This window comes from Rhodococcus qingshengii JCM 15477, from assembly GCF_023221595.1.
GTDB classification, from domain to species: Bacteria; Actinomycetota; Actinomycetes; order Mycobacteriales; family Mycobacteriaceae; genus Rhodococcus_F; species Rhodococcus_F qingshengii.
In genome coordinates, this window is record NZ_CP096563.1 from 4,128,812 (window position 1) to 4,146,626 (window position 17,815).

A 17,815-nucleotide genomic window follows, 5' to 3' on the forward strand; every position below is an offset into this window, starting at 1 on the left:
CTGAACGCAGACGCGTTCAGGGCTCCACTTTTCGGATTCGGTTCAGCCGGCCAGTGCCGCCAGCGCGGGAACGAGCTGTACGAGCGCGCGCCCTCGATGTGACGCCGCATCCTTCTCGGCCGGGGTGAGTTCTGCGGCCGAGCGGGTGTCGCCGTCCGGACGGAAGATGGGGTCGTATCCGAAGCCGCCGTCGCCGGCTGGTTCGCGGCCGATCACCCCGCGCCATTCGCCGCGCACGACGGTCTCGTCGCCGCCGGGGATCACCAGTGCACAGGCGGAGACGAACGCCGCGCCTCGACGCTCGTCTGGCACGTCTCCCAGCTGAGCCAGGACCAGAGCCGTGTTGGCGCCGTCGTTTCCGTGATTGCCCGACCATCGCGCGGACAGCACGCCGGGCATACCGTTGAGTGCGTCGATCTCGACACCGGAATCGTCTGCGATGCAGGGCATTCCGGTTGCAGCTGCTCCGTCACGCGCTTTGGCGAGCGCATTCTCCTCGAACGTCGCTCCGGTCTCGGGGGCTTCGGGGAACGGCGGGACCTCGTCGAGCCCGACCAGTTCGATTCCGCTCACTCCGGCGGCGTCGAGCACCCGGTGAAGTTCCTTCAGTTTCTTGGCATTTCGGCTGGCAACCAGTACTCGTACGCTCACAGCTCAGGCACCGAACTTCTTCTTGGGTTCCGGATTCTTCGGTTCGGGTAGCACCCCGGGATACGGCTCGGCCAACGCTTGACGCTGGATCTCGAAAAGTTGCTCACAACCAGCCAGAGCGGAGTCGAGCAGCTTGTCCAGCGTCGAGCGTGGGAAGGTGGCGCCCTCACCGGTTCCCTGAATTTCCACCAGCGTGCCGGTATCGGTGGCCACGACATTCATGTCGACCTCAGCACGCGAATCCTCTTCGTACGGAAGGTCGAGACGCACTCGTCCGTCCACGACCCCGACGCTGACGGCCGCTATGCCACACGAGATGGGCTGTGGGTCGGAGAGCAGGTCGGCTGCGCGCAGGTACGTCACGGCGTCGACCAGGGCCACGTATGCCCCCGTCACTGCCGCGGTGCGAGTGCCACCGTCGGCTTGGAGGACATCACAGTCGAGGGCGATGGTGTTCTCACCGATTGCCGCGAGATCGATGCACGCTCGAAGTGATCGGCCGATGAGTCGACTGATCTCCTGCGTGCGGCCGCCGACCTTGCCCTTGACCGATTCGCGGCCACTGCGTGTGTGCGTGGCGGCGGGAAGCATCGCGTATTCGGCTGTCAGCCAACCCAAGCCGGAGCCCTTGCGCCAGCGGGGTACACCCTCTTCGACGCTGGCCGTGCACATGACGCGAGTGTTCCCGAACTCGACCAGAACGGATCCGGCCGGGTGACTGGTGAACCCGCGGGTGATCTTGACCGTGCGGAGCTCGTCGTCCGCCCTACCGTCTTCTCGTGTAGTCACCTTCGTGAGCCTAGCGGTCGCCCGGTGAGCGCTGCACCGAATGTGAGGGGAATCAGATGTCGTAGACACTTCCGGCGGAGACGGCATGGACCGGTCCGGAGAATTCGGATTTCGCTTCGGCGATCACGTCTTCACGCGATGTCCACGGCGGGATGTGCGTGAGGAGAAGTTCCTTGACGCCGGCGAGCGCAGCCACACGGCCGGCTTCCTTACCGGAGAGGTGAACTCCCTCGGGGCGATCCGGACTGTCGGTCCACGACGCTTCGGAGAGCAACACGTCTGCACCACGCGCGAGTTCGACGACGTTGTCGCACATACCGGTGTCGCCTGTATAGACGAGGACGCGGCCGTCGGCGCCGGTGATCCGGAAACCGTAAGCCTCGGGTGGATGATTCATCCGGCGGGCGACGACGCTCAGTTCACCGAACGTCACCGGCTCGTTCTCGGCCCAGAGCCGGACGTCGATGGTGTCGGAGATGTCGTCCATCTCGCCGGCGCACTCGGCGGAGGACACTCCGATGCGGCACGCGGTGTCGGTGGGGCCGTAAACCAGAGCACGGCCGACCGGCGGGTTGGGGTGATAGCGACGCCAGACGAGCAGGCCGGGCATGTCGAGACAGTGGTCCGCATGAAGGTGCGAAAGCAGGATCGTCACCTCGCCCGGATCGGCGTATCGCTGCAACGCCCCAAGAACTCCCGGGCCGAAGTCGATCACGAGCGGCGGAGTTCCCGGTGCCGTGAGCAGGTATCCCGAAGCCGGTGAATCCGGACCCGTGACGCTGCCGGAACACCCCAGGACGGTCATGCGCATACCGGTCATGCTGCCACGTCTACCCGTCTGGGAAAAAGCTCTTGGTGGTTTTGGCGCGTCGAAGTCACACCGCAGTGAGGGTGTGACCCACGTCCGTTCAGAAACTCGGTGGTCGAACGGCCGGCGCCGACCCGGCGCGCTTGGCCCTCTCCCCCGACGTCAACGCCCAGGCGGCAACCACGCCGCCGATCGCTCCGAACAGATGCCCTTGCCAGGAAACCCGTGGATCGCTCGGCAGAACGCCCCACAGCACTCCGCCGTACACGACGAAGACGGCAACGCCGATCAGGATCTGTGTGAAACTCCGCGTGAAGAACCCGCGCACCAGCAGGTAGGTGACCCAGCCGAAGATCAGCACGGACGCACCGACGTGATTCGAGTTCGAGCCGGCGAACAACCAGGTCCCGACGCCGCCGATCACCCAGATGATGCCGGTCGCCGCGAGTCCCCGCGCAATTCCCGACACCAGCACGAGGTATCCGAGGATCAGCACCGGAATGGTGTTGGCGATCAGATGACCCCAGTCGTCGTGCAACACCGGGGCGAACAGGATTCCCCACAGGCCGTCGAGCGTGCGCGGGGTGACGCCGGCGTTCTGGACGTTCTGACCGGAGATGACATCCACGATCTCGATCACGTAGAGCAGGATCGCGAAGCCGCCCACCAACACGGCCGACTGCTTCCACACCGAGGGCGGACCGGATTTCCGTGCCGGCGTCCGGGTGCCGAAGTCCGGACTGTTGAAATCCATCGTCATCGTGTGCGTCCTCCACCGTCGATCCGGTCTTCTGATCCGGTCACTTGCGACCAGGCTCAATTCGAGATTACCGCCGATTCCAGGAGTGCTGCCTAGAGAAATGCGGACGGGAAGAGTTCGCGGTAGCTCGGGATTCCGGCTACCGACGTGGCGTCGAGAATCGCTGTGACGATCGCACGTTCGACCACCTGGGCCGAAGCCGCGCACACCGCGTCGAGTATCGGCAGATCGTTCGGGAAAGCGTCCGGAACCGTGATCTCCGAATTCGGAGTGTGATCACCGGTGGCGAGCGCAAAGATCGTGTCGCCGTCGAGCGGCGAATGTGCGGGCCGAATCGCTCGGGCCAGGCCGTCATGACCTGCGACGGCGACGCGTCGGCACCCGGCTTTCGTCAAGGCGGCGTCAGTGGCGACCACACCGATCGTGGTGTTGAGGACAGTTCCCTTGGCTGCAACGGCATTGGCCGCCGCGAGTTCGGACGCGTCGGGGAGCCTGACGCCGAACGACTCCGCGCCGTCCGAGCCGACGCCCCACGGCAGGCCTGTTCTGGGGTCGAAGACCGAACCCACCGGATTCGCCACGATCAAGGCGGAGACCGTAGTCCCCTCGGCGGGGCCGTCGGCGATCACGACGCTGGCCGTTCCCACCCCACCCTTGAGCGCTCCGGCTCTGGCACCTACCCCCGCGCCGACCGTGCCCGTGGCGAATTCGCGCGAAGCAGTGTCGGCAGCGAGGAATCCGAAATCGCCGGTCGGACGAACGGTCCAGTCCCCCACCGGCAGATCGAAGATCACGGCGCCGGGCACGATCGGTACCACCTGGCCGGGAGCGCCCATCGCGATCCCGTGATCGTGTTCCTCGAGCCAGCGCATCACTCCGTCGGCCGCGGCAAGTCCGTAGGCACTACCGCCGGTCAACAGCACGGCATTGACCTGCTGGACCGAATGGCTCGGGTCGAGCAGATCGGTCTCGCGGGTACCCGGACCGCCGCCCCGGACGTCGACTCCGGCGACCACACCGGCCGACGCGAGCACGACCGTGCAGCCGGTGGCTGCGCCGCTTCCGAGAGTGGCTCCCTCGTCGAGCTTGTGGTGATGACCGACGGCGAGGCCGGCGACATCTGTCAGTGAATCAGTGGGCCCGGTCCGCGTTGTGGTCATGGCATGAGCGCCTGGACGAGGGAGTCCTGCATCCACGTCAACCAGTGATAGACGTCGAGATGCGGGGCTCGCGGGTCGTCGGGTTCGAGGCTCTCCGGGGTGTCGGCGTCGATGCCGAGATTGGTTCCGAGCGCGAGACGGACGTCGTTGAGCGAGGACAGCCATGCGTCGGCCTGTTCCTGCGTGAGAACGACCTTGCCGCCGGCCTCCGGAAGCGAAGCCAACAACATGCGAGCGGACTCACGCTTGGCGTCGATGATCTCGGGTTCGTGCAAACTGCGCAGCGCGCCGTTGACATTGGCGCCGGCGTCGTCGAGATCGTCACTGTCCGGAGCGACCTTGTCCGGATCGGTGCGCTGGAAGTCGGGAAGCAAACGCGCCAACACCGGATTGTCGGGCGTCTCCGAATTTCCGGTACGAAGACCCGTCAGCGCGGCGAGCTCGTCTTGCGGCGCCGAAGACGCGCGCTCGTCGAGAAGCCCGGTCACCGACTCCACGAGCGAGCGCAGAACCGCCGCCTCGTGGCCGTCCATCTCGGACTTGAACTTCACTCCGCCGAGTGAACTCTTCCTACTCCACGTCCGCACGCGTCGGACTCCCGTCTACGAGTTAGGCGAACAAATCGGTCGAAAAAGTGCTTTTCTCAGGTGTCGTCGCGTTGCATCGTGGCCCAGAGACCGGCAGCGTGGAGGCGACGAACATCGGCCTCCATCTTGTCGCGCGAACCGCTCGAGACCACGGCCTTGCCCTCCGAATGGACCTGCATCATCAGGTCGGTGGCCTTGGCTTTGCTGTAGCCGAACAACTTCTGGAACACGTAAGTCACGTAATGCATGAGATTGACCGGGTCGTCCCAGACGATGGTCACCCAGGGCCGATCTGCGGCTTCGATGGTCGAAACAGCCTCCGATTGCTCGGGCGTGGCTTGAGGAGAGGAAGCCGTAGCGCCTCTCATCGTTACGTTCGCCGAGTAAGTGCCGGACACGGTCGCGCCGCCGAAAACCATGTATCCAGGGTACGGCGCGACGAGAGGCGACAACACCCACCCACGTCGTCTCGCGCATAGAGTTGTGTGCGTGCCTACGCAAATTTCCGACATCCGCGACGCCGGTGCCAGCACCGCACTGCTCACCGATCAGTACGAACTGACCATGCTCTCGGCGGCTCTCGCCGACGGATCTGCCTTCCGCAACTGCAGTTTCGAGGTATTTGCACGGCGGCTGCCAGACGGTCGTCGCTACGGCGTCGTCGCCGGTACCGAGCGCCTTCTCGACGCACTCGAGCAGTTCCGGTTCGGTGAACCGGAACTGGCGATCGTTGCAAAGTTCCTCGACGACACGACCGTCGAGTGGCTGCGCAACTATCGATTCTCCGGTGACATCGACGGCTACCGCGAGGGCGATTTCTACTTCCCCGGATCACCGATCCTTTCGGTCCGCGGAACTTTCGCCGAGTGCGTCATCCTCGAAACCTTGATTCTCTCGATCCTCAACCACGACAGCGCGATCGCTTCGGCCGCAGCCCGCATGGTGAGCGCAGCGGGCGGTCGACGGATGATCGAGATGGGCTCGCGTCGTACACACGAACAGGCCGCCGTCGCCGCTTCACGTGCCGCGTATCTCGCCGGCTTCGACGCCACCTCCAACCTCGAAGCCGCGCGGCGTCACGACGTACCCAGTGCAGGTACCAGCGCGCACGCCTTCACTCTCCTGCACACCACCGAAGACGGTCCGGACGAGGCAGCGGCATTCCGCGGTCAGGTCGCGGCACTCGGCGTATCCACCACGTTGCTCGTCGATACCTATGACATCACCGAGGGTGTGAAAACGGCTGTCGCCGTTGCCGGTCCCGAGCTGGGCGGGGTTCGCATCGACTCCGGCGATCTCGGCGTTCTTGCTCGTCAGGTACGCCAACAACTCGACGATCTCGGTGCTACCAAAACACGCATCGTCGTCTCCGGCGACCTGGACGAGTACGCGATCGCGGCTCTGCGCGCCGAACCCGTCGACTCGTACGGCGTCGGCACTTCCCTGGTCACCGGATCAGGCGCCCCCACCGCCGGCATGGTCTACAAACTTGTCGAGGTCGACGGAATCGCGGTCGAGAAGAGAAGCACCAACAAGGCATCTCGCGGCGGCGCAAAGAAGGCACTGCGCGTAGTGCGTCCGACCGGCACGATCGTCGAAGAAGTCATCTACCCCGCCGGATCACCGTCACCTGTCTCCGAGGCGGACGGAGCGACCGAACTGCTGATCCCGCTGGTTCGCGAAGGCAAGGTCGTCGACAGCGCGCCGACGCTCGAAGAGAGCAGAGCGGTTCTGAAGGCAGGGCTCGTGAGCCTGCCGTGGGAAGGCCTCAAGCTCTCGCGCGGAGACTCGGCTGTGCCCGTTCGATTCACCGGAGGTGAGCACCAGTGAGTGCAAAAGCACTGATAATTGTCGACGTTCAGAACGATTTCTGTGAAGGTGGAGCTCTTGCAGTCGAAGGCGGTGCTGCGGTTGCGGGAGCCGTCAACGATTTCGTCAACTCCCACGAGTACGACGCCGTAGTCGCGACTCGCGATTTCCACATCGACCCTGGGGCGCACTTCTCCGAGAATCCCGACTTCATCGACAGCTGGCCGGTTCACTGCGTCGTCGGGACAGCCGGCGCCGAGTTCCATCCGGCGTTCGACGCTTCCGTCGCCGGGTCGGCGATCTTCTCCAAGGGCGCCTACAGCGCGGCCTACTCCGGTTTCGAAGGAGCAGCCGAGGACGGCACGACGCTCGAGGACTGGCTCCGCGCCCACGAGATCACCGACGTCGACGTGATCGGAATTGCCACGGATCACTGTGTCAAGGCCACGGCCGTCGATGCCGCGCGCGCGGGGTTCGCCACGACAGTCCTTCTCCCCTTCACCGCTGGTGTGTCGACCGCCACGATCGAGTCGGCATTGGTGCAGATGCGGGAGGCGGGAGTGCAGCTGATCGGGCGAGACGAGGCCTCGTCGCAAGAAGACTCGAATGCCGGTGAACTACCCCGGGAATCATCCGTGGACGTTTCTGACGTAGGGATCCATTAACCTTCGTGGGTGGCCGATCAACTCCCGAACGTTCCCGAACTGCTCCAGACAGCGGTGCGGTCGCTCGGCGGTGCCGAACGAACCAGTCAGCTGACGATGGCGTCCGCCGTGGCGCACTCGATCGACACCGGCGAGCATCTGGCCGTCCAGGCCGGCACCGGTACCGGTAAGTCGCTCGCCTACCTCGTTCCGAGCCTGCGCCACGCGGTCGAATCGGGACGCACCGTGGTCGTGTCCACCGCCACCATCGCGCTGCAGCGTCAGCTCGTCGACCGAGATCTGCCTCGGCTCGCCGATGCCCTGAAGAAGCCACTCGGCCGACGCGCAGAGTTCGCAATCCTCAAGGGCCGCAACAACTACCTGTGCATGAACAAGATCCATACCGGCGCGTCCGAGCAGCCACCCGAGGACGAGTTGTTCGATCCGTTCACGGTCTCGCGTCTCGGCCGGGAGGTCGTCCGCCTCACCGAATGGTCCTCAGACACCGAAACCGGTGATCGGGACGAATTGGTGCCGGGCGTATCCGATCAGGCGTGGCGGCAGGTCAGTGTCACCTCCCGCGAATGCATCGGTAAGAACCAGTGCCCGGTCGGTGAGGACTGCTTCGCCGAGCGCGCCCGAGTCGAGGCGTCGAAGGCCGACGTAGTGGTCACCAACCACGCACTGCTCGCGATCGACGCCATCACCGGCATCCAGATCCTGCCTGACCACGACGTCGTGGTGATCGACGAGGCCCACGAGTTGGTCGACCGCGTCACCGGCGTCGCCACGGCCGATCTCACTGCCGCCTCGATCAGTGCCGCGGCCCGGCGTTGCGGCAAGATCGCCGAAGAGCAGGATGCCGATCGCCTCGAAGCTGCCGGCGAGGGGTGGGCTGGACTCCTCGAGGAATTGCGCCCAGGTCGCTGGGAAGGCCTCCCGGACGGGGCGGCACCCGCACTGGCTGCGATCCGCGACGCGGCCTGGTCGCTGCGCACCGCTATCGGTCCGGCCAAACCGGGAATGGCTGCTGCAGATCCCGAAGCCGCTGCGGCCCGCAACGCCGCACTCTCGTCCGTCGACGACGTCCACGACAGTGCCGTGCGTATTCTCACCGCTTTCGACGAACCCGACCCGGCCAAGCGCAAGGACGTCGTCTGGCTGTCCTCGGACGAGTTCCGCGGATCGGTGCGGCGCTCCGTCCGGATGGCTCCGCTCTCGGTCGGCGGATTGCTGCGCTCGCGACTGTTCGCCGAATCCACCGTCGTTCTCACTTCCGCGACACTGACCGTCGGCGGATCGTTCGACGGTCTCGCCGTCAACTGGGGTCTTCCTGCGGAGTCGTCCGCGCGCCCCGACTCGGGTACCGCCATCGGCACCGAAGCACCTTCTGACGCTTCGGCTTTCCGCTGGAACTCACTCGACGTCGGGTCGCCCTTCGACCATGCAAAGGCCGGCATCATCTACATTGCCCGCCACCTGCCCACGCCCGGCCGCGACGGCCTCTCCCCGGTCTATCTCGACGAGATCGCCGAACTCGTCGAGGCTGCGGGCGGACGCACCCTCGGCCTGTTCTCGTCGATGCGCGCCGCCAAAGCCGCCTCGGAGGCGATGCGTGAACGCCTCGACACCCCCATCCTGTGCCAGGGCGACGACGCCACCGGCACCCTCGTCAAGGCCTTCGCCAAGGACGAACCCACGTCACTGTTCGGCACGTTGTCCCTGTGGCAGGGCGTCGATGTTCCGGGTCCGTCACTGAGCCTCGTCATATTGGACCGGATTCCGTTCCCGCGCCCGGACGATCCACTGTTGATGGCTCGCCAGCAGGCTATCGAATCCCATGGCGGTAACGGCTTTCTCAGCGTCTCGGCCAATCACGCGGCGCTGCTCCTGGCACAGGGCGTGGGTCGCCTGCTTCGAAGCACCGACGACAAGGGCGTGGTGGCCGTACTCGATCCGCGTCTGGCCACGGCGAGATACGCGGGTTACCTTCGCGCATCACTGCCTCCGTTCTGGGAGACGACCAACCCCGAAGTCGTCCGCAAGGCACTCACCCGCATCCGCGACTCACGTCCCTGACCCAGTTCTCACGCGGGCACAATTCTGCCCCGGTACCGACCGAACGGACCGGGGCAGAATGTATTACGTCAGACGCTCGGAGTGGTCACCAACCCGAGTTCGGAGGCATCGACCAACAACCGGTGATGCGGCAACACCCGCACGGTGTAACCCACGGAGCCGGAGACCGGAAGCGCAGCCTCGGCTTCGAAGATCTCGGCTCCGTCCTCGGTTCCGAAATGTGTCATCGGGAACGTCACCACGTCGGTGAGTTCCTCGCCTGGGCTGACGCGTCCCAGGACTGCCTGAACCTCCACATCCGAGACCGACAAGCCGCCGAGGCGGACCTTGGCTTTCAAAGAGATGGTCGCACCGATCTCCGGGGTGTCCGGCAGGCCGGAACCGTCAACCTGCTCGACGGCGACCGACGGCCACTGCGACTCGATACGGCGACGGAACTCGGCCACCTCACGCGCGCCGGCAAAATCGTCCGCCACTACCGCTCGAGCTGATTCCGCCGAAGGGGCGTAGTAGTCGACGGCGTAGTCACGAACCATGCGTGATGCCAACACCTTCGGGCCCAGATTCTCGAGGGTGTGGCGAACCCTCTCGACCCAGCGCGTCGGCAGATCGGCTGCATCACGGTCGTAGAACGTCGGCAGTACCGCGTGCTCGAGAAGTTCGTAGAGGGCGCTGGCTTCCAGATCGTCACGCCGCACGTCGTCGAGAACACCGTCGGCCGTCGGAATGGCCCACCCGTTCTCGCCGTCGTACATCTCGTCCCACCATCCGTCGCGAATGGAGAGGTTGAGGCCGCCGTTGAGCGCGGATTTCATGCCGGAAGTACCGCACGCCTCGAGTGGGCGAAGCGGGTTGTTGAGCCACACGTCGCAGCCCCAGTACAGGTAGCGGGCCATCGACATGTCGTAATCAGGCAGGAAGACGATGCGGTGACGCACATCCGCTTCGTCGGCGAACCGCACGACCTGCTGGATGAGTGCCTTACCGCCGTCGTCGGCGGGGTGCGACTTGCCGGCCACCACCAACTGCACCGGACGTTTCTCGTCGAGCAACATCGCACGCAGACGCTCGGGATCACGCAGCATCAGCGTCAACCGCTTGTACGTCGGAACGCGCCTCGCGAATCCGACTGTCAAGACGTTAGGATCGAATACTCCAGTGGTCCAGCCGAGTTCGGCCTCGGTCGCGCCGCGTTCGAGCCAGGACGCTCGGACGCGACGACGAACTTCGTCGACCAACTTGCCGCGCAACGCATTACGTGTTTCCCACAGTTCGGTTGCCGACAACTCGTGCAGGCGCTCCCACCCGCGTGCTTCTTCGAGTTGCTCCTGACCGACGATCCGCCTGGCCACGTCCATCCACTCCGGCGCCGCCCACGTCGGCGCGTGAACACCGTTGGTGACCGAACCGATCGGCACCTCGTCGGCGTCGAAGCCCGGCCAGAGACCGTTGAACATGTCGCGGCTGACGATGCCGTGCAACTTCGAGACGCCGTTGGCTCGCTGGCCCAGGCGAAGACCCATGTGCGCCATGTTGAAGATCGACGGATCGGCTTCACGCCCCATCCCGACGATGCGGTCGACGGTCAGGCCGGGAAGCAGACTCGATTCGTTCTCGCCGTTCGCTCCGCCGAAGTAGTGACGGACCAGATCCGCCGGGAAGCGGTCGATTCCGGCGGGAACCGGAGTGTGCGTCGTGAAGACCGTTCCGGCACGGACCGCGGCCAGAGCCGAATCGAAGTCCAGACCGCTGGTGGTGACAAGTTCCCGAATCCGTTCGATGCCGAGGAATCCGGCATGCCCCTCGTTCATGTGGAACACCTCGGGATCGGGCAATCCGTACGCCGCGGTGTAGGCGCGCACCGCGCGGACGCCGCCGATACCCGCGAGGATCTCCTGCTTGATGCGGTGATCCTGGTCCCCGCCGTAGAGACGGTCCGTGACGCCGCGCAGATCCGCGTCGTTCTCGGCGATGTCGGAATCGAGCAGCAGCAACGGCACTCGTCCGACCTGAGCGATCCACACTCGCGCGCGCAGCACCCGGCCACCGGGCATGGCGACGTGAATGACGACCGGCGATCCGTCTTCGGAAGCCGGGCCTGCGTCCGTCAGCAAACGAAGAGGCAACCCTTGAGGGTCGTGCGGCGGGTAGTGCTCGGCCTGCCAACCGTCGGCGGTCAGCGACTGGCGGAAGTAGCCGGATCGGTAGAGCAGTCCGACGCCGATGAGCGGCAGCCCGAGGTCGGACGCGGCCTTGAGGTGATCGCCCGCCAGGATGCCCAATCCACCGGAGTAGTTGGGCAGAACTTCGCTGACTCCGAACTCCATGGAGAAGTACGCAATTCCGCCGGCTAACGATGTGCCCTTGGCCTGCTGGGATTGGTACCAGCGCGGGGTGCTCAGATAAGCATCGAGATCGGCTGCTGCAGTGTCGAGGTCACCGAGAAATGCCTCGTCACTGCTGAGTTCGTCGAGACGGGTGGGGTCGACTTCCCCGAGCATGCGGACCGGATCGAACTGGACTGCTTGCCAGAGTTCGGGGTCGAGTCGCGAGAACAGATCCTGTGTCTCGGGATGCCACGACCACCGAAGGTTGGTGGACAGGGGGCCGAGCGCGGCGAGGCGCTCCGGAAGGTGGGCTCGGACAGTGAACCGACGCAAGGCTTTCACCCCGCGAACCCTAGTCGAGTTCCTCGCACTCTGTCCGGTGGAACCGAACGCCCGAGCCGACCTGACCACCGACAGACCCGAATTCGTCGTTATCAGCACTCCAGCGCCGCACCCACTACGGTTGAACCCGGCGAAAGAAAGTTTTACCGCGATCCATCACCAGAAATGGAGCTTCCCGTGTCAGGACGCCTCGGTATCGACGACGTGGTACCCGAGATCTCGGGTAACTATCCGGCAAAGGCCGTGGTCGGTGAAGTCTTCCCAGTGCACGCCACCGTGTGGCGAGAAGGCCACGACGCCATTTCCGCCACTCTTGTCGTGCGTGGTCCGCGCGGTACCAAGCCGCTGCGCATTCCGATGGATCCCGGGACCGAACCGGACACCGTCGACGCGGTGTTCACGCCGTCCGCCGAAGGCATGTGGTCGTTCCGGATCGAGGCGTGGAGCGATCCCATCGCCACCTGGAAGCACGCCGTGGAAGCAAAGCTCGCCGTCGGGCAAGGGGCGGCCGAGTTGGCCAACGACCTGGAAATCGGTGCGCGCCTGTTCGAACAGGCCGCGCACGAGGTACCGCGGGGCAACAGGTCCAGGCTCGAGGCCGTCACGGCGTCGCTGCGCAGCGATCAGGCGCTGACTGCTCGCGTCGCGCCGGCCTTCGCCTCCGACGTCGCCGAACTGCTCCGCGCCACTCCGCTCCGTGAACTGGTCACCAAGGGCGAGTCCCACCCCGTCGTCGTCGATCGCAACCGTGCACTGTTCGGATCGTGGTACGAGTTCTTCCCCCGCTCGACGGGCGGTTGGGACGAGAACGGGGTGCCGCAACACGGTACTTTCCGAACCTCGGCCGAAGACCTACCCCGCATCGCCGCAATGGGTTTCGACGTCGTCTACCTTCCGCCGATCCATCCCATCGGCGAGATCAACCGCAAGGGACGCAACAACACTCTCACTCCCGAACCCGGTGACGTCGGCTCGCCGTGGGCCATCGGCTCGGTCGACGGCGGGCACGACGCTGTTCACCCGCAACTCGGCACGCTCAAGGACTTCAAGGCCTTCGTCGCGGCGGCCCGCAAGCTCGATCTCGAAGTGGCACTGGATCTCGCGCTGCAGTGCGCCCCGGATCATCCATGGGCCAAGAAGCATCCGGAGTGGTTCAACGTCCTTCCCGACGGCACCATCGCCTACGCCGAGAACCCGCCCAAGAAGTATCAGGACATCTACCCGATCAACTTCGACACCGATCCTCGCGGTCTGGACAAGGAAATCCTGCGAGTCGTCCGACACTGGATCAGTGCCGGAGTCAAGATCTTCCGGGTCGACAACCCACACACCAAGCCGCCGAACTTCTGGGAGACGCTGATCTCTGAGGTCAAGAAGACCGACCCCGACGTCCTGTTCCTCGCCGAGGCATTCACTCGTCCGGCGCGCATGTACGGCCTTGCCCGGCGCGGGTTCACGCAGTCGTACACGTACTTCACCTGGCGAGTTGCGAAGTGGGAACTCACCGAATTCGGTAACGAGCTGGCGGCGAAGGCCGACGAAGCCCGACCGAACCTCTTCGTGAACACGCCGGACATCCTGCACGAGTCCCTCCAGCACGGTGGGCCCGGAATGTTCGCTCTACGAGCAGCTCTCGCCGCCACCCTGGCGCCGACGTGGGGCGTCTACTCCGGTTACGAACTCTACGAACACCAAGCCGTTCGCCCCGGCAGCGAGGAATACCTCGACTCCGAGAAGTACGAACTTCGGCCGCGCCGTTTCGCCGAAGCAGCAGCGCGAGGCGAATCTCTCGAGCCGTGGATCACCGCACTCAATCGCATCCGGCGTGCACACCCGGCCCTGCAGCAGTTGCGGAACCTGCACTTTCACCACATCGACAACGACGCGTTGATCGCCTACTCGAAGTTCGACGCCTCGACCGGTGACGCCGTCCTGACGGTGATCAACCTCAACCCGTTCGCTGCAGAAGAGGGCACCGTCTGGTTGGACATGCCGGCGCTCGGACGCGAATGGCACGACCACATGACCGTGCTCGACGAGGTAACCGGTGAGCAGTTCAATTGGGGCCAAGCCAATTTCGTCCGCCTCGAGCCCTGGCGTTCGGTGGCGCACATCCTCGCGCTCCCACCCGTTCCGTATCCGGCCCGGATCTCTCTGGCCTACCAAGCACGCAATGCGCACCGCGCAGGTGGAGGCAAGTGATGTCAACCGAGAAGTTCCCTTCGGGTATCGCACCGGACAATCACGATCTGGAGCTGTTGGCGCGCGGTGAACATCACGATCCGCACAGTGTCCTCGGCGCCCATCCCCACGCCGACGGCACCGTTCTGCGAGCGTTGCGTCCCAACGCCGAGTCCGTCAGCGCCGTCATCGGCGGCAAAAACTTTCCTCTCGAACATGTTTCGAACGGAATCTTCGCGGCTCTGGTCCCCTACCCCGACCTGATCGACTATCGCTATTCCGTGACGTACCCGGGTGGACACACGGTTCTCGCAGCCGACCCTTACCGGTTCCTGCCTACTCTCGGTGAACTCGACCTACACCTGTTCGGCGAAGGTCGGCACGAACGACTGTGGGACATCCTCGGTGCACATCCGCGTTCTTACGAGACACCGGATGGACCCGTCGACGGCACCTCGTTCGCCGTCTGGGCTCCGGCCGCCCGCGGCGTGACCGTCGTCGGCGACTTCGACGGGTGGAGTGGGCAATTCGCCCCCATGCGAGTCCTCGGATCCACTGGGGTCTGGGAACTCTTCCTGCCCGACATCGCAGTCGGTTCGCTGTACAAGTTCCGGGTCCACGGCCACGACGGCTCCGTTCGCGACAAGGCCGATCCCATGGCATTCGGTACCGAGGTCCCGCCGGCGACTGCATCGCGAGTGACCACCAGTTCGCATGAGTGGAACGACGCGGCCTGGCTCGAAACCCGCGCCGGTGTCGATCCTTCGCAGTCCCCGATGAGCGTGTACGAGGTGCACCTCGGATCGTGGCGTCCCGGGCTCGACTACCGGCAGATGGCCGAGCAACTCGCCGTCTACGTCACCGAAACCGGATTCACCCACGTCGAACTGCTGCCCGTCTCCGAGCATCCGTTCGGTGGATCGTGGGGATACCAGGTCACCTCGTACTACGCACCGACCTCCCGCTTCGGCACCCCGGACGACTTCCGCTGGTTCGTCGACCACCTGCACGCCGCAGGGATAGGTGTCATCGTCGACTGGGTGCCTGCACACTTCCCCAAAGACGAGTGGGCCCTGGCTCGTTTCGACGGAACTCCCCTGTACGAGCACGCCGATCCGCGTCGCGGCGAGCAGTTGGACTGGGGCACATACGTATTCGACTTCGGTCGCCGCGAGGTCCGAAACTTCCTCGTCGCCAACGCGCTCTTCTGGCTCGAGGAGTTCCACATCGACGGACTGCGCGTCGACGCCGTCGCATCGATGCTGTACCTGGATTACTCACGCCCGGAAGGTGGATGGACTCCCAACATTCACGGCGGCCGCGAGAATCTCGAAGCCGTTGCGTTCCTGCAGGAGATGAACGCCACCGTCCACAAGAACCATCGAGGAGTCGTCACCGTCGCCGAGGAGTCGACGGCGTGGCCCGGAGTCACTCGGGCGACCAATGTCGGCGGCCTCGGATTCAACATGAAGTGGAACATGGGGTGGATGCACGACACCCTCGGGTTCCTCGGTCACGACCCGGTACACCGGACCTACCACCATCACGAGATCACGTTCTCACTGATGTACGCGTGGAGTGAGAACTACCTGCTACCGATCAGCCATGACGAAGTGGTGCACGGCAAAGGAACTCTGTGGACCCGGATGCCCGGGAACGACTTCGCCAAGGCGTCCGGCCTGCGCTCACTGCTTGCATACATGTGGGCGCATCCAGGCAAGCAACTGCTGTTCATGGGACAGGAATTCGGTCAGAGTGCGGAATGGTCGGAAGAACGCGGCCTCGACTGGTGGCAGCTCGACGATCAGTACACCGGCACTCTCCATCGCGGCGTCCAGCGACTGGTCGGCGATCTCAACTCCGCGTACCGACGTCATCCGGCCATGTGGACCCTCGACACCTCGCCCGGTGGATACTCCTGGATCGACGCCAACGACACCGAGAACAACGTCCTCAGTTTTCTGCGTTACGGTACTGACGGTTCGATTGTCGCCTGCCTGTTCAACTTCTCGGGCAGTGAGCACTCGAGCTACCGCGTCGGGCTACCAGAGCCCGGCCGATGGGTGGAAATTCTCAACACCGATGCCGAGGTGTACGGCGGCTCCGGAGTCGGGAACCTCGGAGCGGTCACAGCAACGTCGCATTCGTGGCACGGTCGGCCAGCCTCCGCACAGGTGGCGCTGCCAGCTGCTGGAGCGATTTGGATAAGTCTGGAGCGTTGATGGTCGGCCGGCGAGTAGTCATTGTCACGTCGTCACTGTTGGCAGTGGCAGCACTGCTCGCCGGTTGTGCCCAGGGAACGAGTGGCCACGCCGTCTCGATTTATCACGATCCCTTCCGCGTCGCCGGACTCGACGCAACGGCAGGACCAAGTGGGTTGCGTCCGGGAGCCCCCAACGCCGACCGAGCAATCACCGGCACCGACGGCGGGGACATCGACGCGCTGGCAGCCAACGCCATCACAGACATCGAAACCTACTGGGCCGCCGAGTACCCGGCTCTGTTCGACAAGCCCTTCGAACCGGTCGACGAGCTGATCTCGTGGGACCCCACCGAATCGAACGGCCCGGACTTCTGTGAGGAGACCACCGAAGAACTCATCAACGCCGGGTACTGCAGCATCGATCACACCATCGGTTGGGATCGTGAATTGCTGCTGCCCGAGGTGCGGGAGAAGTTCGGTGATGTGGCCGTCGCGTTCATCTTTGCGCACGAGTACGGCCATGCCGTTCAACGCAAGGCCGGGATCGTCGGCGGTAAACGAGACGCAGCCCTGGTGCGCGAACAGCAAGCCGACTGTTTCGGTGGCGCCTTCTTGCGGCACGTCGCCGAGGACAAGGCCGCGCACTTCACGATGAACACCTCCGACGGACTCAACAAGGTGTTGGCGTCGGCGGTCGCCATCCGCGACGAAGACCCTAATGATCCTGAGAGCCACCATGGTTCGGCGTTCGAGCGCGTCACCGCCACTCAGATCGGCTTCACCGACGGCGCCGGTGCGTGCGCGAAGATGGACGCCGACGAAATCGAGTCACGACGTGCAGACCTCCCGCAGCAGTTCGCCGAAGGCAACGATTCCGGAGAACTGCCCGTCACCGAGGCAACTCTCGACGAGTTCGTGAAGACCTTCCAAGCGATCTTCGATCTACCCGAGCCGCCGAAGGTCGTGTTCACCGGCGCAGACACCGGGTGCAGCGATGCCGTTGCGACCGAACCCGTCTCGTACTGCCCGTCGACGAACACCATCGGAATCAGCGTCGACGACCTTGCCGAGCGCGGCACGCCGGGTCGCGTCGGGCGACGCGAGTTGATCCAGACCAACATCACCGGTGACTACAACGCCTATGTCCTGCTCGCGTCGAGGTACACCCTCGCGATGCAGAAGGAGAACGGCCAATCGCTCGACACTCCGCAGACTGCCCTGCGCGCCGCCTGCCTGTCCGGCGTCATCACCGCAGCGCTCAGTCCCACCAACGCCGCGGCGTCCGGAGCACAGGTCACACTCTCCCCCGGCGACCTCGACGAAGCCGTATCGGGGCTGCTGACCGACGGCCTGGCTGCCAGTGACGTCAACGGTGAGACGGTTCCGAGCGGGTTCGCACGTGTCGACGCGTTCCGAACCGGCGTTCTCGGTGGCCGGGAAGTGTGCGACAGCCGCTACACGGAGTAGCGACTGCC

The 17,815-nt window shown here is 64.7% G+C and carries 14 protein-coding genes; 6 read left to right on the forward strand and 8 right to left on the reverse strand.

The genetic code is table 11. From position 1 onward, the window contains the following. Window positions 1-42: 42 nt before the first annotated feature. The 7 genes from rdgB to clpS form a co-directional block, all read right to left on the reverse strand. Window positions 43-651, reverse strand: coding sequence for an RdgB/HAM1 family non-canonical purine NTP pyrophosphatase (gene rdgB, locus M0639_RS18755; protein WP_042925783.1), 609 nt, complete (start codon window positions 649-651; stop codon window positions 43-45). A 3-nt stretch (window positions 652-654) separates the two neighbouring features. Beyond that, the gene (gene rph, locus M0639_RS18760) at window positions 655-1,440 is read right to left on the reverse strand and encodes a ribonuclease PH (protein ID WP_003945332.1); all 786 of its coding nucleotides are present in this window, start codon (window positions 1,438-1,440) and stop codon (window positions 655-657) included. 52 nt (window positions 1,441-1,492) lie between these two features. Further along, complete coding sequence (locus M0639_RS18765; RefSeq protein ID WP_007733274.1) at window positions 1,493-2,251, reverse strand: cyclic nucleotide-degrading phosphodiesterase; 759 nt, start codon at window positions 2,249-2,251, stop codon at window positions 1,493-1,495. Window positions 2,252-2,348: 97 nt separating this feature from the next. After that, on the reverse strand, window positions 2,349-3,008 hold the full coding sequence (locus tag M0639_RS18770; RefSeq protein WP_030537907.1) for a rhomboid family intramembrane serine protease: 660 nt from the start codon (window positions 3,006-3,008) through the stop codon (window positions 2,349-2,351). Between the two features lie 92 nt (window positions 3,009-3,100). Continuing rightward, on the reverse strand, window positions 3,101-4,168 hold the full coding sequence (locus tag M0639_RS18775) for a P1 family peptidase (RefSeq protein ID WP_064075830.1): 1,068 nt from the start codon (window positions 4,166-4,168) through the stop codon (window positions 3,101-3,103). Continuing rightward, window positions 4,165-4,755 carry an oxidative stress transcriptional regulator AosR gene (gene aosR, locus M0639_RS18780; protein ID WP_003945318.1) on the reverse strand — a complete coding sequence of 197 codons (591 nt, stop codon included), beginning with the start codon at window positions 4,753-4,755 and terminating at the stop codon, window positions 4,165-4,167. The genes M0639_RS18775 and aosR overlap by 4 nt, the downstream gene beginning before the upstream one ends. Window positions 4,756-4,811: 56 nt before the next feature. Then, on the reverse strand, window positions 4,812-5,123 hold the full coding sequence (gene clpS, locus M0639_RS18785; RefSeq protein ID WP_037132099.1) for an ATP-dependent Clp protease adapter ClpS: 312 nt from the start codon (window positions 5,121-5,123) through the stop codon (window positions 4,812-4,814). 121 nt (window positions 5,124-5,244) lie between these two features. Between clpS and M0639_RS18790 the strand changes: the two genes are divergently transcribed. The 3 genes from M0639_RS18790 to M0639_RS18800 are packed head-to-tail and all read left to right on the forward strand — an operon-like array spanning window position 5,245 to window position 9,287. Continuing rightward, window positions 5,245-6,585 carry a nicotinate phosphoribosyltransferase gene (locus M0639_RS18790; RefSeq protein WP_030537905.1) on the forward strand — a complete coding sequence of 447 codons (1,341 nt, stop codon included), beginning with the start codon at window positions 5,245-5,247 and terminating at the stop codon, window positions 6,583-6,585. Further along, window positions 6,582-7,229 (forward strand): nicotinamidase, encoded by a 648-nt coding sequence (locus M0639_RS18795; protein ID WP_064075829.1) that lies wholly within the window; start codon window positions 6,582-6,584, stop codon window positions 7,227-7,229. The genes M0639_RS18790 and M0639_RS18795 overlap by 4 nt, the downstream gene beginning before the upstream one ends. 9 nt (window positions 7,230-7,238) lie before the next feature. After that, window positions 7,239-9,287 carry an ATP-dependent DNA helicase gene (locus M0639_RS18800; protein ID WP_058038870.1) on the forward strand — a complete coding sequence of 683 codons (2,049 nt, stop codon included), beginning with the start codon at window positions 7,239-7,241 and terminating at the stop codon, window positions 9,285-9,287. 68 nt (window positions 9,288-9,355) lie between these two features. On the opposite strand, the gene glgP is transcribed toward M0639_RS18800, so the two are convergent. After that, window positions 9,356-11,956, reverse strand: a complete 2,601-nt coding sequence (gene glgP / locus M0639_RS18805) for an alpha-glucan family phosphorylase (RefSeq protein WP_064075828.1) — start codon at window positions 11,954-11,956, stop codon at window positions 9,356-9,358. Between the two features lie 177 nt (window positions 11,957-12,133). Here glgP and M0639_RS18810 point away from each other — a divergent pair, with 177 nt between their 5' ends. From M0639_RS18810 to M0639_RS18820, 3 genes are read left to right on the forward strand one after another with little or no spacing between them, the layout of a single operon-like run. Further along, window positions 12,134-14,158, forward strand: a complete 2,025-nt coding sequence (locus M0639_RS18810) for an alpha-1,4-glucan--maltose-1-phosphate maltosyltransferase (protein WP_030537901.1) — start codon at window positions 12,134-12,136, stop codon at window positions 14,156-14,158. Next, entirely contained in the window at window positions 14,158-16,359 is a 2,202-nt protein-coding gene (gene glgB / locus M0639_RS18815; RefSeq protein ID WP_003945366.1) for a 1,4-alpha-glucan branching protein GlgB, read from the forward strand. The genes M0639_RS18810 and glgB overlap by 1 nt, the downstream gene beginning before the upstream one ends. Further along, entirely contained in the window at window positions 16,359-17,807 is a 1,449-nt protein-coding gene (locus tag M0639_RS18820; protein ID WP_058038867.1) for a neutral zinc metallopeptidase, read from the forward strand. The genes glgB and M0639_RS18820 overlap by 1 nt, the downstream gene beginning before the upstream one ends. The last annotated feature ends 8 nt before the right edge of the window (window positions 17,808-17,815 follow it).